The sequence below is a fragment of the Granulicella pectinivorans genome (assembly GCF_900114625.1).
Lineage (GTDB): Bacteria > Acidobacteriota > Terriglobia > Terriglobales > Acidobacteriaceae > Edaphobacter > Edaphobacter pectinivorans.
In genome coordinates this window covers 1,959,782-1,984,223 of the sequence record NZ_FOZL01000001.1, presented here as the reverse complement: position 1 = coordinate 1,984,223, position 24,442 = coordinate 1,959,782, and the positions used below count along the sequence as shown (strand labels likewise).

Genomic DNA, 24,442 nt, shown 5'->3' with positions numbered 1-24,442 from the left:
CGTTATCCCCTCACCTTGTAAGGCTTGCTGTAGTGCGTCGACCAATCGACCAGGTCCTGGTTCATCCAGCGAATCTTCTGCTTCTTCGCATCGGCCTCAAACAACATATACGCATTCTCGTCATACCGTGTAGCACCGGAGACGTAGTGCTGCGGCCCATAGGTGTGCGCGAAGTCCACCCACTTGTGCCAGTGCCCGGCAATCACCACCTGGATCGTCTCCTGATGCTTCTTCAGCAGCGGATGCAGCCCATAGTCGCTCACCTCCACATCCCGCACAATCCACAGCGGATAGTGAATGAACACCACCGTGGGCTTCTTGTCTTCCAGCAGCCCTTCAAACCAGTTCAGTTGCTGCTCCCCAAGCGAGCCATAGGTCTTGTTGAACTCGGGGGAGCTCTTGTCCCACGTAGCGCCCATGAAGTTGTTCAGGTGGACAAACCGAAAGCCCTTATAGTCCACCGACGAGTACGGCTTGGCCTTCAGCTTCTCCGCGAACAGCCGATGCGACATCTCCCGCGACACCCGCGGTACATCGTAGTCGTGGTTGCCGAAGCCCAGGTGAACCGGCGCATTGAAACCATCGAACATCTCCTTCGCAATGTCGATACGCGTCTTGTTCTTGAAGTAGAAGTCGTAGTCCACCGAAGGATAGTTATGGAAGCAATCGCCCACCACGAACACCTGCTCCATCTTCGGCTCCAGCGAGTTGATCAGCGTCCTCGCCGAAGTCAACCTGTCAGCCGTCAGCAGAATGCTTGTATTGTCCTCGACGCCATTCTCCGTACCCTTCACATAGAACTCATCGATGATGTGCGGATCCGCCACCACCGCAAAGTGAAACCTCTCCGCGCTGGCCGGTGCCGCCATCGCGCTCCACGCCCTCGCGGTCGCAGCGGCCGCGACCGTCTGCGCTCCCAACATCCCAAACCTGCGTCGATCGATCTTCATACTCACATGTGTCCTTAAGAAAATACAGGCGGCACGTTCCCGAAAGAGACGTGCCGCCTGGATGCATTGGTCTTGGTTAGAAGATGATCTTTCCAGCCAGTTGAAGCTGCCGTGCCGGGAAGTTCGACGTGACGGAACCGAACGTGCTCGAACCGAAGGTCGTGGCCGGTGCGGAATAGTTGGTCTTGTTGAGGACGTTGAAGGCTTCGGCGCGGAACTCGAAGAACGAGTGCTCGTTCCAGAGCTGGAGCTGCTTATGCATACCGAAGTCCGTATCGTAGTACGAATCGGCGCGCAGAGCATTCCGCGACAGATTGCCCATGCCATTCGTCGCGCCGGATGCGACGGTCGGGATGGCGAACGCTGCCGAGTTGAGCGTGCCATTCAGAGCGGTGTTGGTCTTCACGCGGTTGGCCTTGACCTGCAGAGGCTGGCCGGCGACCCGGTTCGGACGATAGTTGAGGTAGCTGCTCGTGAACAGTCCCGAAGAGGTCGAGAGTGAGTAGAGGATGTTCATCGGCTGGCCGCTGGTCACCGTGTTGATGAGCGTAGCCTGCCATCCGCCAAGCAGGGCATTGGTGATGTAGTTCGTATTCGCACCAAAACGGCGGCCACGTCCGAAGGGCAGGTCATAGACCACCGACAGCGTGTCGTTCAACGGCTGATCGTAGCCCGAAGGGCCACGGCCCGCGTTGGGCTGGTAGTAGTCGACGCGCGCGGTATCGCCAACAGCATTTTCAAGGTTGCTGCCGCCGATGTCGTACGCGCGGCTCCAGGTGAAGGAGTTCACGACATACAGACCCATCTTCATGCGGCGCTCCACACGGAATTGCAGGGCGTCGTAGTTCGAGGTTCCGATGCCATACGCAATCTCGATCTGTCCGAAGTTCGTGACCGGACGGCGAGCGGCGTAGGAAGCGCAACCCGTAGCCAGGATGCAGGGCGTGGCCTGGTTGTAATCAGCCAGGGTCGAGAGATGCGTTCCCTTGTTGCCCACGTAGCTCAGGTCCAGAATCCAACCGCCGGCCTGCTGCTGGATGCCGGCAAAGTAGTTCTGCACATAGCCCACGGGCGTGTTCTTCGGGATGTAGCGCGTGACAACGTTCAGCGGATTGAAGAAGGCCGGCGTCGTCAACACATTCGAATAGCCCTGCTGCGTCTGGCGGAAGCATGTGCTCTGCGCCTGCGTATCGCTGGTGCACAGCGTGGCTGCCGTCGGATTCGTCTGCGTGATGCTGGCGTTCACGACATTGGGGCCGTTGTAGGTGAGGTTGTTCTCGCCACCCATACGATTCCACTGCGTGTACACCATGCCGTAGCCTCCACGGAAGACCGTGTTGTGCGTCGGCTGATAGCTGATTCCGAAGCGCGGCGCCAGGTTGTTCATCTGGGTGTTGACGAGAGCGCGGTTGTAGATGCTGCCGTTCGAAGCCTGAATCAGGCTGTTCGTGGTCGGGTCGAAGTTGGCCAGCTTGTTGTTCGCCTCGAACTGCGGCGACACGATCTCGTAACGCACACCGGCGTTGACAGTGACGTTCGAGAGAGGCTTCCAGTCGTCCTGCAGATACATGAAGTTGTAGCGCTGACGCAGGTTCACCACCGCATAGTTGGTGATCGAATACGTGTTGCGATTGCCGAAGTAGAAGTCGGCAAGGTTCTGCGCCTGCTGCAACTGCGTGCTCAGCGAAGGATTGCTGCCGGTAGTCGTGGTGTTAGCCGGGCTGCCGTTGGCTGCAAACTGCCCGGCATAGCTGTCCGAGCCATAGCTGGGGTTGAAGTCGTTGACCTGCGTATGCACGATCTGGAGCTCGTAACCCGCCTTGATGCTGTTCGCGCCATGGATCCAGGTGTAGTTGAACTTCGGGTTATAGATGGTCGGGTTCTGGAACTGGGGGTTGGAGTTCTGTGCGCCAAGCTGCGTAAAGCCCGTGATCGCCTGCGTATTCAGATCGCGCGTTGCCGCAACCGGAAGACCATCCGTGATGCCGTTCTCTGTCAGCAGCGACGTATTGCCATAGCCGATGGGAGTCTTACCGCCCTTGTTGACCGAATAGCCGAAGCGAACATCGAAGAGCTGGTTGGGACGGAAGGCATAGGTGACACCAGCCGCGACATCCCGGTTGGTGATGGCGACGTTACCGTTCGAATTGCCGCCGGCGCGTCCAGGGATGCCTGGAGGATCGAAGATGTAACCCGCATGCTGGCTGTAACGGCCAAAGATCGTCAGCTTCTGGCTGAAAGTATGGTCGACGCGCACGTCGCCCTTGTCATCGTTGATGATGCCGCGTGGCGTATAGGAGTAGTTGTTCGAAAGACCGGCTGCGGTATTCGCAGGCAGAGCAGCGATCACGGCGCGCGCAAACGGCGTCATGTCGGCAAGCGGAATCTGACCGGTGTACGTCTTGCCGGTAACGGGATTCCGCAGCGGAATCGCATTCGCGGCCGACGACGTATCGTCATTCAGATAAAACATACCATTCCGCTGGTTGACCGAAGGCAGCGTGGAGGTCGTGTTCGTGTTGTTGAAGATCTGGCGCACGCCCTCATAATCCATGAAGACGAAGGTGTGTCCCTTCCAGATCGGCCCGCCAAAGGTACCGCCGAACTGGTTCCGGATGAACTTCGGATTGCCGCCGGTCGGCAGGAAGGGCCCGATCGCGTTCAGCTTCGTGTTGCGCAAATAGTCCCAGGCGCGACCATGGAACTGGTTCGTTCCGCGACGGATGGCGACGTTGATCACCGCACCCGGTGTACGGCCATACTCCGCCGAGTAGTTGTTCGTCTCGACGCGGAACTCTTCAACCGCATCGGGCGAAGGTGGAATATTCTCGTTGGCAAAGCCCTGGTTCGACGTACCGTAGTTGTTGTTGTCCAGACCGTCCAGCAGGAAGTTGTTGAACGCCGAGCGCTGTCCGTTCACGTTGAACGAAGCTTCACGGCTCGATGTGGTCTGGTTCTGGAGGGTCGACTTGCGCACACCCGGAGCGAGCAGCACCAGATCCGCATACGAGCGGCCGTTCAAAGGAAGATTTTCGACTTCGCGCGTGCCAACCACCAGACCGCGCGAGCTAGTCTCTGTCTCCAACAGGGACGGTGCAGCCGAGACCGTGACGACCTCGCTCACCGAACCCGACTTGAGGACAAGGTCGACACGCTGACGTGCGTTCGTCGTCACCGTAAAGACCGCAGTCTTCGTACCTTCAAAGCCAGATGCCTGGGACTCCACCTGATACTGGCCAATCTGCACGCTCGGAAACTCAAAGCGGCCTTCGCGGTCCGTCGTGACCTTCTGGACAATCGTCGTCCCAACGTTCGTAAGCGTTACCGATGCACCCGGAACCGAGGCGCCAGAGGTGTCCTTCACGTAACCAAGCACCGAAGCGCTCTCGAACTGTGCATGCGCGCTCAGCGCCGGCAGCAGGAGCAAAAGGCTCAAAACCAAGGGGACCCATCCCCGAAACATCGCGCGCAGGCTGCCCGCGGTCCATCGTTTGCTTTGCATTGCGTTCATTCTCCGTCCTTCACTCGGTAACCCGCTCCAGGGATCGAAACCCTGTTCAGCGGAAAATAATGGCCATCCCGGTTGCGCCGAGAACAGTACGCACCCACCAGTACCTCCGTCAAGCAAAAACACGTTTCGGAAGCGCTAACGTAACTTTGCAGGTGACGTTCTGCTGCCCCTGCGTCACGCTGGGGCTGCTCTTTCTCCACGACCGGGAAAACTCACAAGGGGAAGGCGGTGGGGAGAAAAAGCCCAAAAACGTACCTGTGGGCCGTGATATCCAGCCTCGCAGCCCCGGATGTATGGCCGTTGAATAGAGTGTTACAGTTCTGTAAACATGGCCCATCCCCATGGAAAGAAAGCGCGCAAAGCCCACCCCGGCTTGCGCTTCCCGCTGGCCGCGAACACAGCATAGTTATCGATAACGCAAACGGCGGACACCAACTCCGCGCCATGCCAGGGCTGCCCCGCAAGGCAAAATCTACCCTCCCGTAGACCGCCGGACCACCAGCATCGGCTCCAGCAGCACGCTCCGCGGAGCTTGCTCCGGCTTCGCCGAAAGCTCCAGCGCCAGCTCCCCAGCCACCCGCCCAAGCTCCGGTGTCCCATGCTCAATCGAGCTCAGCGGCACCTTCAGGTACTTCGCATACCGGAAGTTTCCGCACCCAATCACCGCCACATCCTCCGGAACCCGCAACCCGGCCTCCAGCACCGCCTCGATCGCGCCCACAGCCGTCAGATCGTTGTAGCAGAACACCGCATCCGGCCTCGGCTCCAGCTTCAGCAGGTCCTGCATCGCCGAATGCCCTACCGAGTCGCCCGTCTCCTCCACCCGGTCCCGCACCGCGATATAGCCCTCGGGAATCGGCAGACGAGCATCCGCCATCGCATTTTTGAAACCCCGCAGACGATCGAGCGACGGGCTCGTATTCTTCCCGCCGATATGCGCGATCCGCTTCCGTCCCAGCCCAATCAGGTGCTCCGTCGCCATCTCCCCCACGCGCACATCGTTCGATCCCACAAAGTGCGCATTCAGGTGCGCGAAGTTGCGATCGAACAGAATATACGGCGTCTTCTGGTCGCCCAGGTCATAAAAATTCCGCAGGCTCGCCTGGCACGACGCAATCATCAGCACATCGACGCCGCGCCGCAGCAGCGCACGAATTTCATTCTGCTCAATCTCCGCATCTTCTTCCGACGAAGCCAGAATCAAAGCCACATTCGCCGTCCGCAGCGTTCCGCTCAACGACTTCGCAAACTCCGCGAAAAACGGATGCACCAGGTCCGGAACCACCAGTCCAACGGTATACGTCCGTCCGCTCGCCAACCCCCGCGCCATCATATTCGGCTGGTAGTTCAGCTCTTTCATCCGCTTCAACACGCGCTTCCGCGTCTCCGCGCTCACGTCGGTGTTCCCGCGCAGTACCTTCGAAACCGTCACCACGGACACATTCAAGTCGCGGGCAATATCTTTCAGTCGAACAGCCATCTGCGCTCCCAATGCACTCTACAACCAAGCCTACGATCTTCCAGCCCAAAAGGTCTCAGACACTTCCCTTCTCGACCAACGAATGAGCCACGCGAAGCCGCCAAAAAACGCGTGAGCGCCCGCCCCGCGCGCAGCGGGACCATCCGGCAGGACGCCTTAAGAAAACCGCGTCCTGCGATACAAGCTCCATCCGCCGGCCACCAGGCTCACCACCAGCGCGACTCCCAGCACGGCAACCCAGCGCATATCCATCGCCAGTTGCGGGACCTTCGCACCGATGCCAAGCCAGATAAACACTCCAGTGGCCGCAGCGACGATCGCATAGTCCCACCACCGCCGCTTCTCGCTGCGGTCGCCAAACTCCTCACCGGCCATCGACAGCACGGTCCGGTTATAGTCCAGCCCATACCGCTCGCACTCCCGCAGCAGCGCCTCATTGGTCGACGAGTTCTCTTTCGCATCCGCCACGGCCGTCGAAATTGCATACGCACCAACGATCATGATCGCCGACCCGCCAATCACCAGGAACTTATGCATCCGGTCCGCCGTCGCCAGCTCTCCAAACACCAGCGCTCCCCACGCCAATCCCCAGAGCTGGTTCGTATTCGAAAGCGGAATCCCGCGCCCAATCCCCAGGTACTTCGCCGCGAACTGCTGGAACAGATCCCCGATCACCCACACAAACCCGCCCAGGAACAGCCAGAACAGCACCCCGCGCGCATGGGCCACCTCGGCGATCAGCGCATGCGCTCCCCCGCCCAGCAGCGCACCCAGCGAGAACACCATCACCAGCTCGCCCACCGTAAACGCCGTCACAAACGACAGCGGATTCATCCCGCTGATATAGGCCTTGCGATACGGCACATACATCGTGCCCCACATAAAGCTCGCACCGATAGCCGCCAGAATCCCCCGCACAGCATGTTGCGAAGCCGCACCGCCGCCATGCAGCGTGCTGAACCCAAGCATGATCGCCGCCGCCACAATCGCCAGCCCACCCACCACCACCTTGGTGACGGTCTTGGTGCTCGCTCCCTTCAGTTCATTGAACAGCACCCTGCCCCACAGCAGACCGATCAACGAGTTCGCATTCCACATCGGGAACGCCACCGCCAGTCCCACATCGCGAATCGCAAACACCGTCAGCGTATTGGCCACCGCCCACAGCGCCCCCGCCAGCAAAGCCCAGACGATCAAGTGCTTCTTCGCCATTAGGTCGGCGAAGACATAGCTCGTGCCCTTCAGCAGCGTAGGAAACGTCCACCGCGCAGTAAACACACCCGCCACCATGCACAGCGAAACCGCAAAGGGCGACAGCCCCACATTCACCAGCTTCGTAGGAGCCTCCGCAGCCCCCAGCCAGACACCCGCCGTCAACCCGCAGATCACACCCAGTCCATGCAGCGACAAACCGTCCTTCGCCGCCGCCTGCTTCTCCATCGCCATGCTCTCCTCCAAACGTACCCAAACGATTGACTGATCAAAACGCCGTTCTTGCTCTTGCCGTTGCAATTGTCCCTTTGGTTGTTATCCCCGAAGGAGATCTGCTTCTACTCTTGTCTCTTTTTCCCGCTCTTCCCGCCTTTTCCCCACAATCTTTCGCCTTTAGTGCAAAGCCACCAAAAGCCCGATCCCAAACAGCAGGACCACGAACGGAATCAGGAAGTGACTATCCGTCACCACGCACTTCACACGCTGCATCAAACTCATCGCGAACACTCATTTCGTTATCGGTAACGTGAAATAGACGCTATCGACGCCACCCAACTCTGTCAAGCAACCAGCGGAACCCGCAGCCGCACCACCGTACCGCTCTCCGCGGAACTTTCAATCTCCAGCCGCCCCCCAATCCTCTCCGCCCGCTCCCTCATCCCCACCAGCCCGAACCGTCCGCTCGCGACCTGCTCCGGTGCAAACCCGGCTCCATCGTCCCGCACCGCCAGCGTAAGCTCAACCGGCTGGTACCGCAGATCCACCACCACCAGCCCCGCCCGCGCATGCCTGACAGCATTGGTCACCGCCTCCTGCGCCACCCGCATCACCTCACGTTCCAGCTCCGGCTCCAGAGCCCGGTACGTCCCACCCACCGCCAGCTCCACTCTCACCGACTCCGTCTTCAGCCGGTCCACCATCGACCGCATCCTCTCCGGCAACCCTCCATCCACCGCACCCGACCGCAACTCCCAGATGCTCTGCCGCGCATCCGCCAGCCCCTCCCGCACCAGAGCCTTCGTCTCGTCCACCTGCTTCTTCGCCCCCTCGACATGCCCCTGCGCCAGCATCATCCCCGTCACCTCCAGTTGCAGCGAGATCCCCACAAACCCCTGCGCCAGCGTGTCATGCACCTCCCGCGCCATCCGGTTTCTCTCCGCCAGAATCGCATCGAACCGCACCCGCAGCGCCCGCACCCGCAGCCAATACCCCAGCCCCACCAAGCCACCCACCACCAACACCATCAGCCCTAAAAACCACCACGTCCGATAGAACCGCGGCTTCACACGAAACGCCACCACCGCACTCTCTCCCCAAACTCCATCCGCCCCCGCAGCCTGCACCAGGAACCGGTACCGTCCTGCCCCCAGGTTCGTATAGAAAGCGCTCCGCCGCCCCCCCGCCTCCACCCACCCCTTGTCGAACCCCTCCAGCATGTACCGGTAACGCACCCGCGAAGGTGCCGCAAAGCTCAACCCCGCATACTCGAACGCAAACCGCATATGCCCCGGCGGAATCACCTCCCCGCCCACCCACAACGCATCATCGACCGTAAACCGCTCCACCACCGCCGGCACCGGAACCCGCCCCCGCAGCCCCGCCGGATCAACCACCGCCAGCCCCTTCCGCGTCCCCAGCCAAACCGTCCCATCCACCGCCTTCCAAGCCGCCGGATGCCCCGGCCCCGCCATCTCCTCACTCGGCAGCCCATCCCCCGTCCCATAGGACACAGCGCCAAATCGACCCGTGCCCTGCTCCGCAACCCGCATCACACCCCTGCTCCCCGTCAGCCAGAGGCCGCCCCGGTCGTCCTCCACCAGGTCGTCCACCTCCCCCGGCAAAACCCCCTCAAACCGCTCCCCCGCCAACCGGCTCAACCCACCATCCTTCGTCCCCACCCACAACGACCCATCCTTCCGCTCCACCAGCGAAGTCACCACGCTCCCCACCAGCCCATCCTTCGCGCCGTAAGCCGTCACCTTCCCATTCCGCAGCCTCGCCACACCGTCCAGCGTGCCCACCCAAAGATCCCCGCCCCGCATCCGCACCATCGCCCCAATCAAATCGCTCGGCAGCCCCGCCACCGACGTCAGCCGCCCACCCTCCCGATGCACCAGACCCCGCCGCGTCCCAATCCAGAGCGTCCCATCCCGGTCCGCATACAGCGACCGCACAAAGTCATCCGGCAGCCCATCCGCCGACGTCATCGCCTCCACCTTGCCGCCCTTCAGCAGATGATTCAACCCATCCGGCGTCCCCACCCACAGCGACCCATCCCGATCCGCCGCCAGCGAAAGCACCACATCGCTCAAAAGCCCATCCTTCGCCGTAAGGTGCTTCCCTCCGACCCGAAACAACCCATCCCCCCGCGTCCCCGCCCACATCCCCCCATCCGCCCCCTGCGTCACGGCGGTCACAGCCTTCCCCAACAACTCCCCCCGAAACACCTGCGGCCGTAACACATGCAGCCCACCGGTATCCGTCCCCGCCCAGATATCCCCTTCGCGATCCTCAAACAGAGACAGCACCGAAGCATCCCCAATCGCCGCGACCTTGCCCTCCGGCGAGTAGAGCCCCCGATCCATCCCCACCCAAAACCCGCCCCGCGCATCCCGCAGCGTAGCCTGCACCCGCCCCGCAGGAATCCCCTTCGGTTTCCCCAGCCCAACCGGCAAGGTCACGTCAGGCTCCGCAGCCTTACGAAACACCCCGTCCTCATACTTCACCCACCCATCCGCACTGCCCACCAGCAACGCCCCATCCTTGTCCACCACCAGACTCGAAAGATCGTCGCTCGTAAACGCCGGCGTATTCTCCCGGTTGAACACCGCGAACCCCACCCCGTCGAACCGGGCCAGCCCCCCTTCCGTAGCGACCCAGAGGAACCCGTCCCGCCCCTGCACCACCGCATGGACGCTGTTCTGCGGCAACCCATTCTCGGTCGTCCAAACCTCATGCGCCCAGGGCCTGCCCTGCCCCCGCGCCACCGCGATCAGCAGTAGAAGGAGCAACGGCCATCGAACCAAACGCAGAAGTCTCATCGCTCCTGCATCCTATTCGATGGCCGCCTAAAACGTACATCCGCCACAAAGCCGGGTGCCCCACATCTCGCGTTTGAGATGTGGGTTCGTCCCCGCCTCAATTCCCTACCGAAGCCGCGACCGAAACTCCCGCAGCTTCGTGTCGTTATCAATGACCAGCAACTCCACCCCCGCCATCTCCGCAAAGTCCTCCAGATGCTCCGTCGTCAAAGCCTGCGAGAACCCCGAGTGATGCGCTCCACCCGCATAGATCCACGCCGCCGCCCCAACCTTCAAGTTCGGCCGCGGAACCCAGATCGCCCGAGCCACCGGCAGCTTGGGCAGCGGCTCCTCCGGCAACATCACATCGACTTCGTTCACCACCAGCCGGAACCCACTCCCCATCTCCACCATCGAAGCCATCACCGCCGGTCCCGCCGGAGCCGTAAACACCAGCCTCACCGGATCCGCCTTCCCGCCAATCCCCAGCGCATGCACCTCCAGGCTTGGCTTCGCATTCGCAATCGACGGACAGATCTCCAACATATGCGACCCCAGCACCTTCGGCGTCCCCGCAAAGTCGTAGGTATAGTCCTCCATAAACGAGGTCCCGCCCGTCATCCCCTGCGCCATCACCTTCATCACCCGCACCAGCGCCGCGATCTTCCAGTCGCCTTCCCCGGCAAACCCATACCCATCCGCCATCAGCCTCTGGACGGCAATTCCCGGCAACTGCTCCAGCCCATACAGATCCTGGAACGTATCCGTAAACGCCCCAAAACCGCCCTCCACCAGAAACGCTCTGAGCCCCAGCTCGATCTTCGCCGCGGTAAAGATCGAGTCCGCCCGGTCATGCTCCGGCCGAATCGTATACGTATCCCGATACTCCTCGACCAGCGCGTTCACCTCGGCATCCGAGAACGCATTCATCCTCGCCACCAGGTCGCCCACGCCATACCCATTCACGCTGTACCCCAGCGCCGCCTCGGCCGACACCTTATTGCCCTCGGTCACCGCGACCTCGCGCATATTGTCGCCAAACCGCACCACCTTCAGGTTCCGCGACTCATGCCACCCCGCCGCCGCCCGCGTCCACGCCGCGATCTCGCTCACGGTCGCCGCATCCTGCCAGAACCCGACGACAACCTTCCGCCGCAGTTTCAGCCGAGCTGTAATGAACCCAAACTCCCGATCCCCATGCGCCGCCTGGTTCAGGTTCATGAAGTCCATATCGATCGTCGCGTACGGCAGCGCCTTGTTGAACTGCGTATGCAGATGCAGAAACGGCTTATCCAGCGAGTTCAGCCCCGCGATCCACATCTTCGCCGGCGAAAACGTATGCATCCAGAACACCAGCCCGATGCAGGCGGTCGAAGCATTCGCCTCCCGCACCACCCCGCGCACCTCGTCGGTCGTCGTGACGATGGGCTTGAACACGATCTTCACCGGAATCGTTTTTTCCGCCGCCAGCGACTCCGCAATCACCCGCGCATTCGCGCTCACCTGCGCCAGCGCCTCCGGCCCATACAGATGCTGACTCCCCGCCACAAACCACACTTCCAACGAATCGAGATTGACCAAGACAAATCACCCCAAGAAAACGTTTTCACATCCAGCCCAAACATATAATCCCACTTCCCACCATGTCAATCCAGACATCGGAAAACGCAACACCGCGCCGACGCCACACTTCAGGCGCAACCTGGAAGGACCACCCTTAGTCAACCGGGACCAACCCCCCATGCCGGATGGATTGGATCGCGTCAATCGTAGAGTTCGTGAAAGGGAAGGCGTTTCCGGGCAGCGTGTTCATCAGGCGGTATTCGGTCGCCATATTGAGAGCGGTGAACAATAGGACCGCTCTCAGGAACGCAGGCGACCACTTCACATTCGGTGAAAACCGGAGCAAGACAAGGAAGAGCAAGGCCGCATTCAAACAAACCAAAGCGTTCCACCTGCTGTTATCAAGACCAAGAAAGTTCATGAACACAGGAGACGCCACTGCCACCGCAGCAACGAAGCTGGCATATCCGCTTCTGCTGACAGGGAGCAGCGAGGCCAGTAGTTTGCGAATCCCCAGCCACAACAGAATTGCCGTGGGGCCGAACACGAACAGACTCACGATGAAATTGAAGCCCCACCGGTGATCGTGGAGAATAACCCCTTGCATCAAAATCAGATTGTCCTTGCCTGATCGCGACAGAACCTTGAAAAACTCACCATAAAGCGGAAAGTCGGAACGCGCAGCCAGCACCTGCTGAATTTCCCGAACATGAACAGCAGACAGCGAACTCTCCAGCGAGGTTCTCAAAGTAATCGCAGCAGCAAGAAGAGCAATTGAGCCGCCACCGATCCATGCAGAGTTCCGCTCCTTAGGCCTTTCCGTGAGCAGCCCATCCATGAGGAAGGTAAAGAGGATCGTCGGCAGAAACACGATGAAGAACATCTCGTGCAGGAGTGGGGCAAGGAGACACAAAGGGAGGGCTGCGTAGAAACGCATCCTGGTTTTTCGAATGGACACAAGGAGGATGGTCAGGAGGGCGAGAAGGATGTCCATATACCCCACGAGGTCCGTAAGGTAGGTCACGGAGTAACTGGAGACGAACAGAATGACGAGGGCGGCCGAGCCTGTGTTAGAAAAAAACCGGCTCCGAAAGGCCAACAAGCCGAAGCTTAGAAAAAGAACACCCAACAGCAGAAAGGAGAGCACAACAAACCGCGCATAGTGCTCTAAATGGAACCAATGCGCCACCGTAGCTCCGAACAGCCCCCTCTTGACAAAGCCAAAGTGGTAGTCGATCAGAGCTTGCGTGGCAGCCCAATCGCTCGGGCGATGGAGACCTTTGAGAATACTCACGATTCCGCACAACAGAAAAGCCAACACCAGGAACAACGGCTCTTTCTCGAAGACTGAAAATACTGTGTGTCTCTTGTCCACTACGTTTGAGTCCTGCATGACCTTCCCTTCGCGCGCAATGTTGTAGCGGCCACTCTGATCTCCCACAATCCACAACCGCGGAACCCGTTTCGTCGAATTCAATCGCAAGAGTTGGAGGTACGCAGGTAGCGCAGAGTCAAATGTCCGAACGCTTTGAAAGAGTGCCAGTCGATTGTAGCGCAGCAACTTAGGACTGCCAGTCGATCCAACACTTCGGCGGTGCGATGATCGACCAAAAACATACCACTTCCCCAAAACACCGCTTTCTGTCCACGTTTTCCACACTTTGGCCCACGTTCTGTCCACAAAAACGCGCACAAAACCTCCTGGTGAAACATTGGGAAATTCGCGTCACCGCCCCATAACCCTTTAGATCATCACGATACGGCCAATGCACAAGGATGGTGCAAGACATACCACTTTTTGAGCCATGAGGTCGGACCAATCCACCACAAACCCAGCCTTCTAAGCCCTAAGCCCTGCCCTCCATAAGCCTTAGCCCTGCATTTGCGATAATGATCCCCTGAGGATCACCCCGTTGAAATCCGAACCCAAGCGCGACCCCAAGCGCAAGATCGACATCCACTACGTAGCCGCACACGCCGGAGTCTCCATCGCCACCGTCTCACGGGCGCTCAACCGCGTCCCTACCGTAGATCCCGCCCTCGCCGAGCGCGTCTGGAAGTCCGTCGCCGAGCTCAACTACCTCCCCAACACCCAGGCCCGAGCCCTCGTCAGCGGCAAATCCAAGCTCCTCGGACTCATCGTCTCCGAGATCACCAACCCCTTCTTTCCCGAATTGATTCAAGAGTTTGAGCGCGTCGCCGTCGAGCGCGGCTACGAGATCCTCATCGCCTCCACCTCCCACGACCCCGCAAAAATGGAGGTCGTAGCCCGCCGCATGCTCGAGCGCAAAGTCGACGGCGTCGCCATCATGACCTTCGGCTTCGGCGAGACCTTCATCGAGCGCTTCGCCGCCATCGATATCCCCTCGATCTTCATCGACTCCCCCTCAAAACAGCCCCGCAGCTCCACCCTCAGCGTCGACTACCGCGAAGGCCTCTACGAGGCCGTCCAGCACCTCGCCGTCCTCGGCCACCGCAAAATCGGCTTCATCACAGGGCCTTTGCATCTCGTCTCCGCGCAGGCCCGTAGGACCGCCTTCCTCGACTGCCTCAAATCCTCCGGGCTCCCCGCGGAAAAGAGCTGGATCATCGAAGGCGACCACACCCTCGACGGCGGACGCGACGCCATGAACAAGATCCTCGCGCTCAACCACTGGCCCACCGCCATCATGTGCTCGAACGACATGACCGCCATCGGCGTCCAGCACGCACTCTTCGAGGCTAAGCTCAGGGTTCCAGAGGACTTCTCCCTGATCGGCTTCGACAACATCCATCTCGCCGAATACACCATCCCGCCCCTCACCACCATCCGCATGTCCTGCAAGGACCTCGCCCAGAAAGCCGTCCGAAGCCTCCTCTCCCACCTCCAGCCCGACGGCCGTCCGGAAACGGAGGCAGTGATCCCAACCCGCCTCATCGTCCGTCAGACCACAGGCGCCCCAAAAGCCAGTGAAACAACCGCCAAACCGGCGAAGAAGAAGGCACGCTAGGGGTACGAGTCTTACTACCCTGCGATCCAGGCCAATGCAACTCGAGGTCGCCACGCAGTGTGCCGAGACGTGGCGCGATGCCGTTATGGTACGACCATTAACGGCCCCTGCCAGAATGCACCCTTCGCTCCCTCAGGATCAACCACAGTCACCTGGCAGTCGTACTTGCCCGGAGGCACCTGATCGAGCCCGATCGTGAAGTCCAGAGGAATGATCTGCAGACGTCCGCTCACCGTGGCCGTAGCCTCTATCGGCTTCGTCTCGAACACCTTCTTGCCATCCTGATAGAAGGTGACGTAGGCAACCAGAGGGGTGGGCGTTGTTACGTTCTGCTCGTAGGCCTGCAGGTAGACATACAGATTGCGACCCTGGCTGAACACACGCGTCACGCTCGGAATCATCTTCCGACCGTTCTGCACCAGAGGGTCGACCGCCTCCTGCTTCGCCTTATCCTTGTCCTTCGAGGCGTTGAACAAGGCATCCTTCGAAGCGATCAACTGGCTGCTCAAGACCACTGAGCTCGTCGCGATCTTCTTGTCTTCCTTGTTCAGGTTGGGAATCACAAACGTGGACTGATAGGTCCCGATGCGGCCCGTTTCATCGTCTCGTGCAAGGAACTTGATGGTGTACTTGCCGGGAAGAAGCGTGAAGCCTGTGTCGTATTCGACCGGTCTCTTCGCGAGTTCCTGCGCCGTCGCATCGCTCAGTTTGATATCCACCTTGTCGTAGATATTCGAGACCGTCGTGCCGCCGAAGTTGTCCTTGATCTCGCCGATGAAGTCGATGACCGTATGATCAGCGCCACCCTTCTTTGCCAACGCCAGTTCACGTCCCGGAATCTTCACCACGATGGGCACGAAGTACTCGGCGCGATTCAACTGAAAGTAGTTGATCTCCATCGCGATGGTGAGTTCGGTGATGGGATCGTTCAGCATCAGGGCATCTTCAAGCTGACGTTCCTTATCGACCGCCGTAAACTTCGCGAAGACCTTACCCGCGTAGTATCCCTGGCGATAGTCGACCTTGTCGGCACGCGCATCGGCGATCGTCAGCTTGATCTTGCGGAAGCGTCCATCGGGATTTGTGTTCGTGGTGTAGTAGCCGACGATGTAGTAGCTCGTGACAGCCTCCTGCGCGTTCACGATGCCACGGCCGAGATCGTTGTTGTCGAACAGGGCCTTGCCGCCCGTGTCGCCTGCGAGCGCATAGAGCGTGTCCTGCGACTGTTGGAAGTTCGAACTCACCGCGGCAGCGGCGGCGCCGGAGTACATGCCTGCGTTCCCCGGCGAGCCCTTGGTAGCATCGCCCAGGGGGGCCTGCGCCACGAGGCCACGCGCGTCGATTGGCCAGAATGAGACGCCAGCGCGAATAGCCGCGTCGATAGTGGCGTGCAGTTGTGCCTGGTTATTCATGCCGTTCAGACGCATACCGCTTGCAAAATAGATGAGCGACTTCTTCTCATTCAGGCTGCCAAGCATCTTGGCGGCAGTCTGTAACGCGGAAAGTTGCCTATCCGTATTGAAGATGTTGAACTCGCTCGAGTCCTGTCCGAACGCGGCACCCGCATCGGAATTGCTTGCGTCCCCGGGATCTTCGTCCTGTCCCTGGCCTTCGCCGACAGCCAGTGTCTCGACGACGCTCAACAGACGGTTCCGATCGCTGGTGAAATCGGCGAGTACATCCACCGATCCGCCTGCGTAACGCAGGATCGCCAGTTGATCTGCACTAGACATTTGCGTGCGGATGAACTTCTGCGCGGCCAGCAAGGCCCGCAGTTGATCTGCAGGAGGCATCGCCGACATATCGAAATACAACGCCAGCAGCCGCCGGTCCTTGTATTTCGTTGTACCCGGGGCTTCGGTCGCGATCTGCGACTTCGCGAGCTGCCGGTAGATCTTGACCTCCTCGGTACCCTTCGCAGGGGAAGGCATCGGTACGGGTCCTGGAAGTTCCTGGAACTCCGCAAACTTGATCGTCTGCGGTGTGCCGTCTTCGGTGATCGCGAAGTCCTTCGCCGTCAAGCCGGTCACAGGCTTGCCGCTCTTGTCCTTCACCGTTACCGTCTCGACGACGAGCTGGGACTTCACACTCATCGTGTAGGTGGTCGCGCCTTCGGATGACTTATTCTGTCCGATCTGCTGCCCCATGATCGGCAGTGTCAACCCAAACGTGATCGCTATCAGCACGCGTCTCATCAGAACCTCACCCGGACTGTAGTTTGCAGGCTTCGCATTCCGTTCGTTGACGAAGGTGCTCCAAACTGCGAGTTCGTCTGCGTCACCGGCGTTCCAGCCGCCGCTGTCTGCTGGCTGAACAGAAGGAGCGTGTTGTATGCCGTATATGTAACGTGATTCAGCACATTCGTTGCGTCGACCCGCGCGTCCAGATTGAACCGGTGATTCAACCGGAACGTTCGCGAGGCCGAGGCGTTCATGGTGAACTGACTCGGACCTGTAATCGAGTTCCTGCCAGCCGTCCCAAACCGACCGGCAACCGGGGCCGTGTAAGCCGACGCGTTCAGGAAGTATCCGGGCGAGGACTGATAGAGTGCGACTCCCGTGACGTCGGGCCGCAGATTGCCTGTGTGTCCCGTGCCCGGCAGCGCAAGGCCGTAGATAGGCGTCTCCGGCAAGCCGCTGCCTACACTCAACGTCGTCTGCACCGTCCACTCCTTATAGGCCGCACCACGCCAGCCATTCATCAACGAGTGACCGCCGATTCCCATGCCCGTCGTGTACTGCAAGGTTGCATTCACCAGATGTCTCTGATCGAAGGTCGATCGCGATCGCTCTGCACGGAGATTGCGCCAGTCCTGGGCATAGGCCACGTTGCTCGCTGACGTCGTCGTCGCACCGGGAGTGACCGGTCCCTGGCCACCGAGTGCAGCATCGTTATCGACCGACTTCGAGTAGGTGTATTGCACCGAAGCCGTAAGCCCGTTGTGCAGTCTGCGCCGTAGCTGTGCCTGTCCCTGTTCGCGTGTCGAATTTCCATTCGAGGTCAGGTAGGCAAAGCCGACAGGAGCGCCCGTTGCGACGCCGCCAAGCGCGTAGGTGTTGGGGAAGAACTCCTGATTGCCGCGTGTGCCCTTGATCCCGAGGTAGCTGAGCGTTCCCTGCAGCGATCCCGGCAGATCCTTCTGCGCGGAGACATTCCATGTCTGCGCGTAGCCAACGCGGAAGTTGGGATCGACCGCGAAGAGATCCGCTGTCGTCGTCGAGCACGCGTTGAATCCATTCGCCAGCGTCAAGGGGCAGGCAGCGGAGTTCTGTACGCTCAAGCTCTTCGCAAACGGCGCCTGCTGCGCCAACTGCAGGGCTGCCGATTGATACACCGACGTGTCGGCGTAGATGCCATAGCCCGCGTGCACGACGAGGGACGATCCTGGGATAGGCCTCCACGAGAGACCGACGCGCGGCTGCACATGCGTCTTATCCGGTTTCACCAGCGAGTTGGGCAGTTGTTGGCCAGTCAGCGGTCCAAGAGGCGTACCGGCGACCACAGGCGTTACCGCTGCGAATCCCGGGGTGATGTCGAGATTCACCAGCCTGTTCTTGAGCTCCGTGATCGGGGCACCATACTCCCAGCGCAGGCCGACGTTCAGCGTGAACTGAGGGCTGACGCGCCAGTCGTCCGAGACGTAGGCATCATAGACAGACTCGCGGAGATACTTGTCTGCATTGCCGGTGCTGAGCGCACTGGTGTAGGGTATGCCGATCAGGAAGTCCGCGAGGTCCGAGCCCGTCGTCGCGCCTGAAAAAGCAAAGGAGCCGCGCGCGTTCTGCTGCTGCAGATAGTTGAATTCCTGGCGCCTGAAGTCGATGCCGAAGGAAAGATTGTGTCCGCGATGTGACCACTGTGCCGAGGGAGAGATCGCCTCTGTGCGATTGCGGTTGAATGATGCCTGCGCGTCGGAGAGGCCGTAGATGCCGCTCGAGAACGAGATCGAGGGCGGGCCCCAGTTCATTGCGTCCTGGTTGTTGCCATGGATGCCCGCGACACCGGAGACGTTCAACCGATTCTCCCAGTAGGGAGTGCTTCGTGTCGAAAGGCGGCTGAACTTATATCCGAGAGTGGTTCCAAGCCGCGGGCTGAAGCGGTGCGACCAGTTGACGCTGGAGGTCAGTCCAAGTGCCTGGTTGGTATCGATAAAGGCAAAGAGATTCGGCGAGGTCGTCTTTGTCTTCTGGAATGCAAAGTCGCCAAATACGTTGTCTTTCCTTCCGATTTGCTTGTTAAGGCGGGTTTGTAATGAATCCTGTTGCGTATCGGTGACGATGGGCGTCTGGTAGTTGTAGCGGGCATCCCCCACGAGGTTCGGCAGCGGATAGTACTGCAACAAGGAAGCGGCCTGAGCGCTCACCGGCACGATGCCCGTGGGATAGCCCGTCAATACGATGGGCTTGCCGGACGCGTCGACCACATGCGTGAAGTCCCCCGTTCTCGCTGCTGCATCCGGCACCAGTGCCGGAAGGATCGAAGCATCGTGATCCCGCGCAATGCTGTAGGCCACGAAGAAGTTCGGGCCATTGCGCAGCACATGGGGAATCTTGATCGGGCCGCCAAACGTGAACACCCCGGTAAAGCGGTTGTAGCTCACCTTCGATACCGGCGCGCCACTCAGCGCGTAGGGCTGCGCGTTCAGTGCCGAGTTGTCGAACGTGAATCCCGCACCACCGTTGTAGAGACTCTTGCCGCCATTGCGGCGGTTGCCGAACTGCGGTGCCAGCGTGTATTTCGAGGTAGCGGCGTTGTTCACGCTTCCGTTGATCAAGAGCCCTTCCGCGGCCTGCTGCTTGATATCGTCCGCCGTCTCCGGACCTGCCGCGGGGACGCCCTTGAACTGCGGAACCGGAGTAATGATGCCTGCCCCCGGCTTCAACGCGCTGCGTATCTGCGCGAGCGTCAACAGCTTCATCTCAAATGCTGCCATCGGGCCACCAGGCGCGATAACAACATCCATCTTCTGCGTCTCGAAGCACATCATGTCGATGGTGATCGTCCAACGCCCGTCAGGCAGATCGCCAAAGGCATACACGCCACGCATGTCGGTGATGGCAACCACTTTCTTGTTGCCCTGCGAGGCCGTGACCACGGCCCCGGGTACGGGCAGTCCGCCAAACGTCACCGCGCCGCGATACTCTGAGGCCAGCGCAGCCCGCGTGACTGCCAGCCATGCCAAGGCGCATAGCAGCAGCATCCAGAAGTTCTTTCGCAATGTCCACTCAGTCTTCAGAAGGCTTCTCCACATGGTCGACGATCAGCGTCTCCACCATGCCTTTGCTTGCATCCAGCCGCAATCCCAACTGCTCCTGCACAGCCGTAAAAATCGACTCACCGTTCTCTTCGGTACTGCCGGCGGGAGCGTCGTCGGGCGTCCACTTCAACTCGAAGTCATAGTTTTCCTTCAAGCCTGTCTTGTCTACAACCGTTCTCTGAGTAAGGCTTGAGAGCGCTCTCGTCATGTTCTCAATCGGGATGCCTTGGCCGGTCATCGTGCCGCGGCCCATCCTCATCATGCCGCCGTTACCTTTGCCGTCTGGTCCCTTTATCCCATTCGCGTAGGTATCGTCCGGCTTGGCCTCCTTCATCTTCAGCCCGCTCTTCGCCACAACCAGATCGTACGTTGGCCACTCTCTCTTCTCGCGATGCACGACCACCTTGAAACGCTCAGCCACGATCGACTGAACGATTTGTATGCGGTCCTTGGGTTCCATCTTCTTCAACGCAGGAAGGTCCTCTTCAGCCACCTTCGCCTTCACATCGAACCTGTCCGAGTCTGACCACTTCGGCAGGCCGACAATCAACTCCGAATTGATCTGAAACGCAGTCGACATAAGCATATGCAGGGATACGTTCTCCGCCGCAAAGCCATCCGGTGTAACCATGATCCGCATACCACCCGAGCCCGAAGTATTCGGCTTCACCGAGATCACGTCGTAGCTCAACCTCTCTGCAGAAGCGTCCTGCGCCCATGCGGCGGGCGAGATCGCCAGCATAGTTCCCATCACGATCTTCCGAGCCAGACCATTCCTCATCATCGAGACGGACCTCTGCGAAAACCGGCACTCCAACAGGAGGAGCACCGATCCTCATCCACAACATTTCTGCTTAATTCAGCTATAAGACAAAGCACCCTGCCGCGCGGTTAGCACTCATCCGCGATTAAGTTTGAAGAAGGCTAGTCCTCTGAAGGCTTCTCCACGTGATCGACCACAAGTACCTCCACCGGCGCCTTCGACGGCTCCAGCTTCAATCCGAGCTGATCCTGGAATGCGGTGAACAGCGATGGCGGGATCTCCGCCCCGGCCGGAGGTGGAGGCAGCTTGGAAGCGATGCCACCCATCATCGAATCGTCCGGCATAAACGTAATGTCGAAGTCATACTTTGCGGTGAGTCCGGTCTGGTCGGACATCGGGCGATCGAGCATCGTCTGCTCCATCGCTTCGCCGAGTTCGTGCATGGAAGCATCCCGTGCTGTAAAGACGAGGCCACCCTGAGCGCCGGGATGGAAGTTCAGCGTGTGGCCCGTAGCGCTGCTCTCATCGCTTACCTTGAGCTTCGATCCAGTCTTGCCTACCGTCAGCGCAAAGACCGAGAGTTCCTTCTTGTCACGATGGAATGTCAGCTTGAAGCGGTCCGCGAGCAATGCCTGGATCATGATCTTCAACTGATCGTAGGTTGGCTGGCCCTCCACGTCGGGTTCACCGGAGATATCGTACTTCTGCGTGTCGGCCCAGGCGGGTGCGTTAAGAACCTGCTTCACCTGAACCTTATAAGCGAATTCGATCAGGTCCATGATGGAGGTGTTGATCGTCTGCACCCTCCGTCCGCGGATACCGAAGCCCTTGCCCATCTGCTCCGGTTTTGAGAGTTTGATCGTCGCCACTTCAAACGCGGGCTTGGCATCCTTCGCCATGGGTGGCAGCTTCGCAGGAGGCTCGGGAATCACCCAGGCGGTCTCCTTCGTGGCCCTTGCAAAATTCAGCGGGAAGTCCTTGCCTGCCTGCGTGTAGGTTCCGTTGAGCGTGTTGCCGTCAGAGCCCAGCTTCCCGTTATACGTCGCACCCAGCGTCAACACGTCGAACTTGATCGTGGAACCATCCACCTTGACGGAGCTTCCGGGAAAAGGCTGTGGCGTCTGATCGATGCTGTACATCGTCGCCTTCCACACGGTCTTGTCGTCGTTCACGATCTTCACCACGATCCGTAGGTCCTTGCCGGCCTTCAGTGTTCCCTGCCAGTCGCCGGCCATGCTCTGCGCCCGCAACGAACCTGTCAACAATGTGGTGCATGCGATCATCCACAGTACGATCTTCTTCATCGAAGAAATCTCCTTGAAACTGGCTAAGCCTGAGGTCTGAAACGGGGGAATCGATCCCAGTGTAGACGCTGCAGGTCCAATATAGATAGCTACATAGGTAGCCATTTTCTCTTTTTATCGTCACTCGCTTTCCTACATACAACGCAGAAAGCACTCATTTCGTTCCACCCGAAACGAAACTTCTTTTCTCAGACCCTCTTACCCACAAACGCAACGATACCCGGTCCGCCAGAAGGCGAACCGGGCATCGATTCGAATCCGCTCAATTTCAGTTACTTAGCAGCAACGGTGGGATTCGGCTTTCCGACCATGCGCACAGCCTTGTCGACGATCACATACAGCAACTGATCGTGGTCCAGCTTGGCCTGCGTCTTGATGTAGTTGCCCATGCGCCGTCCGGCTGCGGCATCGTCGGGAAGGGTGAGACCGCGCTTCGACGCAGAGATACCGGCAAGTTGCTGGACGATGTCGAAGAACGCATCCTCATTCTTTCCACTGAGCAACCATGCATCGTGGACGGATGCCGTCACAACTTGATCCACGGGGTACGTCTTCGCAGAACCCGTCGCCTGCGAGACACCCTTGGGAGCGATATTGTCCTGGGCTCCTGCCGGCAAGGTAACAGCGGGAGCAACCATCAGTAAACCTGCTACAACAAGCGTTCGTACGTTCATCGGAAAGATCCTTTCAAAGTGATATATCTCTCAAAGCGTGCGGATCGCCTAGCGTCCGTAGTAGCGGTCGCGCTGGTTGTTTTGGTGTTGCTTGCCGAGGATGGCGCCTATACCCGCGCCCGCAGCACCACCGATCAACGCGCCCTTTGCGCCGCCTCCGAAAACCGCGCCGAGCGCCGCACCGCCTGCGCCGCCGATGAGTGCGCCCTTGCCGGGGCCAATGCCACCCTGACGCTGCTGGTAATAACGGTCATCGTATCCATTTCCATACCGACGGTCATGACCGTAATAGTCTCCACGACGTCCACCATCGCGCACACCGCCATAGAACTGTCCGTGGTCGCGGCGATCACCATATTGAGCAAGTCCAGGAAGAGTCGTTGCAAGAAGCAGGGGTAAGGCAAGCCATCTTTTCGTCATAAGAACTCCTTATTGCTGGCACAACTGCCGGCGCACCACAAAGCAATGCGCCCACACTTTCAATAAGATGGCCTCGCTTCACAATAGGATGGCCATACGGAAACCGCGTTCCCGTTGCATGCATCCGCTTTCATCCATAACCGTGACTTCACTCCAGGCCACCACCAGGACGCCCACCGCGCAACGTAAAAAGGGCGCCTACCGAAATCTCGGCAGACGCCCTCTTCACTTCCCAACAGAATTATTCAGCGACGGTTGCAGCAGCTACGGGACGATCGCCATTCACGGTGACCTTGACGTGCGCGGTCACATCGCGGAACAGCTTGACCGGCACATGGAACTCACCGATCGTCTTCAGCGGCTCTTCGAGCGCGATCTTGCGACGATCGATCTCGTAGCCCTGTGCCTCGAGCGCCGCAGCGATATCGCCCGACGTGACCGAACCGAAGAGGTGGTCGTTGTCGCCCACCTTCCGCTCGAACGAGAGCTCAACCTTGGACAGCTCGACAGCCTGGAGCTCGGCCGCAGCCTTCTCCTTCACTGCCTTGCGAGCAGCCGAGTTCTTCATCTGCTCGATGACTGCTTTGTTCGCCGCGGTCGCTTCGATCGCCAGCTTGCCAGGCAGCAGGTAATTGCGTCCATAGCCATTGGCCACCTTTACGACATCGCCGCGGTGTCCAAGCTTATTGACGTCTTCTTTCAGAATTACTTCCATGACAATTCTCCGTGTCTCATCCCGCGAAGGGATAGAAGAGCGCTCCGTCTCACGAAGCGCTCGCTATGTGTCTCAGCAGTTAGAAGCGCGCCGCGAACGGGAGCAGGGCGATGTTACGAGCCTGCTTGATCGCCTGCGTGAGCTTGCGCTGGAAGTGGGTCGAGGTTCCCGTGAGGCGGCGCGGAATGATCTTGCCGCGCTCGGACACGAAGCCCTGGAGCAGGCGCACGTCGCGGTAGCTGATCTTGTCGATCTTCTCCACCGTGAACTTGCAGACCTTCTTGCGGCGAAAGAACTTGCGTCCGCCAGGACCACCGGGACCAGCAGGACGTCCGCCGGGACCGCCAGGGCCTCCGGGACCACCCGCGGGGCGGGGTCCACGCGAAGCAAACGCGGGACGCGGAGTGCTGGTTGCTGCTGCCGCCGGCTCGCTCGCCGGGGCCGATACTTCATTCGTCTCGTCAGCCATGTTTCTATTCCTCTCAGTACGTTGTGGCTTTACCCCGCTCCAGACACGCCTTGGTGTCTCTGGACATCGCATACAAGACAAGCGATGGAAGCGAAGTGCAGCGTGGTACAGCTA

At 59.7% G+C, this 24,442-nt stretch carries 17 protein-coding genes; 1 reads left to right on the top strand and 16 read right to left on the bottom strand.

Annotated elements, in window-relative coordinates; genetic code table 11:
- Window positions 1–2 precede the first annotated feature (2 nt).
- The 8 genes from BM400_RS08000 to BM400_RS07970 form a co-directional block, all read right to left on the bottom strand.
- Window positions 3–950: a metallophosphoesterase family protein gene (locus BM400_RS08000; protein ID WP_217644091.1), complete on the bottom strand. Its 948-nt coding sequence runs from the start codon at window positions 948–950 to the stop codon at window positions 3–5.
- 76 nt (window positions 951–1,026) lie between these two features.
- Complete coding sequence (locus tag BM400_RS07995; protein WP_245781749.1) at window positions 1,027–4,452, bottom strand: TonB-dependent receptor; 3,426 nt, start codon at window positions 4,450–4,452, stop codon at window positions 1,027–1,029.
- A gap of 481 nt (window positions 4,453–4,933) precedes the next feature.
- Entirely contained in the window at window positions 4,934–5,941 is a 1,008-nt protein-coding gene (locus BM400_RS07990) for a LacI family DNA-binding transcriptional regulator (RefSeq protein WP_089841615.1), read from the bottom strand.
- A 156-nt stretch (window positions 5,942–6,097) separates the two neighbouring features.
- Window positions 6,098–7,387, bottom strand: coding sequence for a GRP family sugar transporter (locus BM400_RS07985; protein WP_089838274.1), 1,290 nt, complete (start codon window positions 7,385–7,387; stop codon window positions 6,098–6,100).
- A gap of 159 nt (window positions 7,388–7,546) precedes the next feature.
- Window positions 7,547–7,651 (bottom strand): translocated intimin receptor Tir, encoded by a 105-nt coding sequence (locus BM400_RS22275; RefSeq protein WP_217644090.1) that lies wholly within the window; start codon window positions 7,649–7,651, stop codon window positions 7,547–7,549.
- 62 nt (window positions 7,652–7,713) lie between these two features.
- On the bottom strand, window positions 7,714–10,194 hold the full coding sequence (locus BM400_RS07980) for a sensor histidine kinase (RefSeq protein WP_089838272.1): 2,481 nt from the start codon (window positions 10,192–10,194) through the stop codon (window positions 7,714–7,716).
- A gap of 105 nt (window positions 10,195–10,299) precedes the next feature.
- The gene (gene araA, locus BM400_RS07975; protein WP_089838270.1) at window positions 10,300–11,754 is read right to left on the bottom strand and encodes an L-arabinose isomerase; all 1,455 of its coding nucleotides are present in this window, start codon (window positions 11,752–11,754) and stop codon (window positions 10,300–10,302) included.
- A gap of 136 nt (window positions 11,755–11,890) precedes the next feature.
- Window positions 11,891–13,213, bottom strand: a complete 1,323-nt coding sequence (locus BM400_RS07970; RefSeq protein ID WP_175528924.1) for a hypothetical protein — start codon at window positions 13,211–13,213, stop codon at window positions 11,891–11,893.
- 436 nt (window positions 13,214–13,649) lie between these two features.
- Here BM400_RS07970 and BM400_RS07965 point away from each other — a divergent pair, with 436 nt between their 5' ends.
- Window positions 13,650–14,726 carry a LacI family DNA-binding transcriptional regulator gene (locus BM400_RS07965; protein ID WP_089838266.1) on the top strand — a complete coding sequence of 359 codons (1,077 nt, stop codon included), beginning with the start codon at window positions 13,650–13,652 and terminating at the stop codon, window positions 14,724–14,726.
- Window positions 14,727–14,809: 83 nt separating this feature from the next.
- Here BM400_RS07965 and BM400_RS07960 read toward each other — a convergent pair whose 3' ends face one another.
- From BM400_RS07960 to rpsR, 8 genes are all read right to left on the bottom strand, one after another.
- The gene (locus BM400_RS07960; protein WP_089838264.1) at window positions 14,810–16,921 is read right to left on the bottom strand and encodes a VWA domain-containing protein; all 2,112 of its coding nucleotides are present in this window, start codon (window positions 16,919–16,921) and stop codon (window positions 14,810–14,812) included.
- The gene (locus BM400_RS07955) at window positions 16,921–19,926 is read right to left on the bottom strand and encodes a TonB-dependent receptor (protein WP_089841613.1); all 3,006 of its coding nucleotides are present in this window, start codon (window positions 19,924–19,926) and stop codon (window positions 16,921–16,923) included. The genes BM400_RS07960 and BM400_RS07955 overlap by 1 nt, the downstream gene beginning before the upstream one ends.
- Window positions 19,927–19,951: 25 nt before the next feature.
- On the bottom strand, window positions 19,952–20,812 hold the full coding sequence (locus tag BM400_RS07950) for a TIGR03435 family protein (RefSeq protein ID WP_089838262.1): 861 nt from the start codon (window positions 20,810–20,812) through the stop codon (window positions 19,952–19,954).
- A 95-nt stretch (window positions 20,813–20,907) separates the two neighbouring features.
- Complete coding sequence (locus BM400_RS07945; protein WP_089838260.1) at window positions 20,908–22,050, bottom strand: TIGR03435 family protein; 1,143 nt, start codon at window positions 22,048–22,050, stop codon at window positions 20,908–20,910.
- 272 nt (window positions 22,051–22,322) lie between these two features.
- Window positions 22,323–22,724, bottom strand: a complete 402-nt coding sequence (locus tag BM400_RS07940) for a hypothetical protein (protein ID WP_089838258.1) — start codon at window positions 22,722–22,724, stop codon at window positions 22,323–22,325.
- Window positions 22,725–22,772: 48 nt separating this feature from the next.
- The gene (locus BM400_RS07935) at window positions 22,773–23,144 is read right to left on the bottom strand and encodes a hypothetical protein (RefSeq protein ID WP_089838256.1); all 372 of its coding nucleotides are present in this window, start codon (window positions 23,142–23,144) and stop codon (window positions 22,773–22,775) included.
- A 241-nt stretch (window positions 23,145–23,385) separates the two neighbouring features.
- Complete coding sequence (gene rplI, locus BM400_RS07930; protein ID WP_089838255.1) at window positions 23,386–23,859, bottom strand: 50S ribosomal protein L9; 474 nt, start codon at window positions 23,857–23,859, stop codon at window positions 23,386–23,388.
- Window positions 23,860–23,938: 79 nt separating this feature from the next.
- Window positions 23,939–24,328, bottom strand: coding sequence for a 30S ribosomal protein S18 (gene rpsR / locus BM400_RS22915; RefSeq protein WP_089838252.1), 390 nt, complete (start codon window positions 24,326–24,328; stop codon window positions 23,939–23,941).
- Window positions 24,329–24,442: the final 114 nt, after the last annotated feature.

Excerpts from the sequence above, each read along its gene's own strand:
- BM400_RS07945 (WP_089838260.1), bottom strand. The coding sequence starts at position 22,050 with ATGAAGAAGATCGTACTGTGGATGATCGCATGCACCACATTGTTGACA.
- rplI (WP_089838255.1), bottom strand. The coding sequence starts at position 23,859 with ATGGAAGTAATTCTGAAAGAAGACGTCAATAAGCTTGGACACCGCGGC.
- BM400_RS07990 (WP_089841615.1), bottom strand. The coding sequence starts at position 5,941 with ATGGCTGTTCGACTGAAAGATATTGCCCGCGACTTGAATGTGTCCGTG.
- BM400_RS07960 (WP_089838264.1), bottom strand. The coding sequence starts at position 16,921 with ATGAGACGCGTGCTGATAGCGATCACGTTTGGGTTGACACTGCCGATC.
- BM400_RS07955 (WP_089841613.1), bottom strand. The coding sequence starts at position 19,926 with ATGCTGCTGCTATGCGCCTTGGCATGGCTGGCAGTCACGCGGGCTGCG.
- BM400_RS22275 (WP_217644090.1), bottom strand. The coding sequence starts at position 7,651 with ATGAGTTTGATGCAGCGTGTGAAGTGCGTGGTGACGGATAGTCACTTC.
- BM400_RS07985 (WP_089838274.1), bottom strand. The coding sequence starts at position 7,387 with ATGGCGATGGAGAAGCAGGCGGCGGCGAAGGACGGTTTGTCGCTGCAT.
- BM400_RS08000 (WP_217644091.1), bottom strand. The coding sequence starts at position 950 with ATGAAGATCGATCGACGCAGGTTTGGGATGTTGGGAGCGCAGACGGTC.
- rpsR (WP_089838252.1), bottom strand. The coding sequence starts at position 24,328 with ATGGCTGACGAGACGAATGAAGTATCGGCCCCGGCGAGCGAGCCGGCG.
- BM400_RS07995 (WP_245781749.1), bottom strand. The coding sequence starts at position 4,452 with ATGCAAAGCAAACGATGGACCGCGGGCAGCCTGCGCGCGATGTTTCGG.
- BM400_RS07980 (WP_089838272.1), bottom strand. The coding sequence starts at position 10,194 with ATGAGACTTCTGCGTTTGGTTCGATGGCCGTTGCTCCTTCTACTGCTG.
- BM400_RS07940 (WP_089838258.1), bottom strand. The coding sequence starts at position 22,724 with ATGAACGTACGAACGCTTGTTGTAGCAGGTTTACTGATGGTTGCTCCC.
- BM400_RS07935 (WP_089838256.1), bottom strand. The coding sequence starts at position 23,144 with ATGACGAAAAGATGGCTTGCCTTACCCCTGCTTCTTGCAACGACTCTT.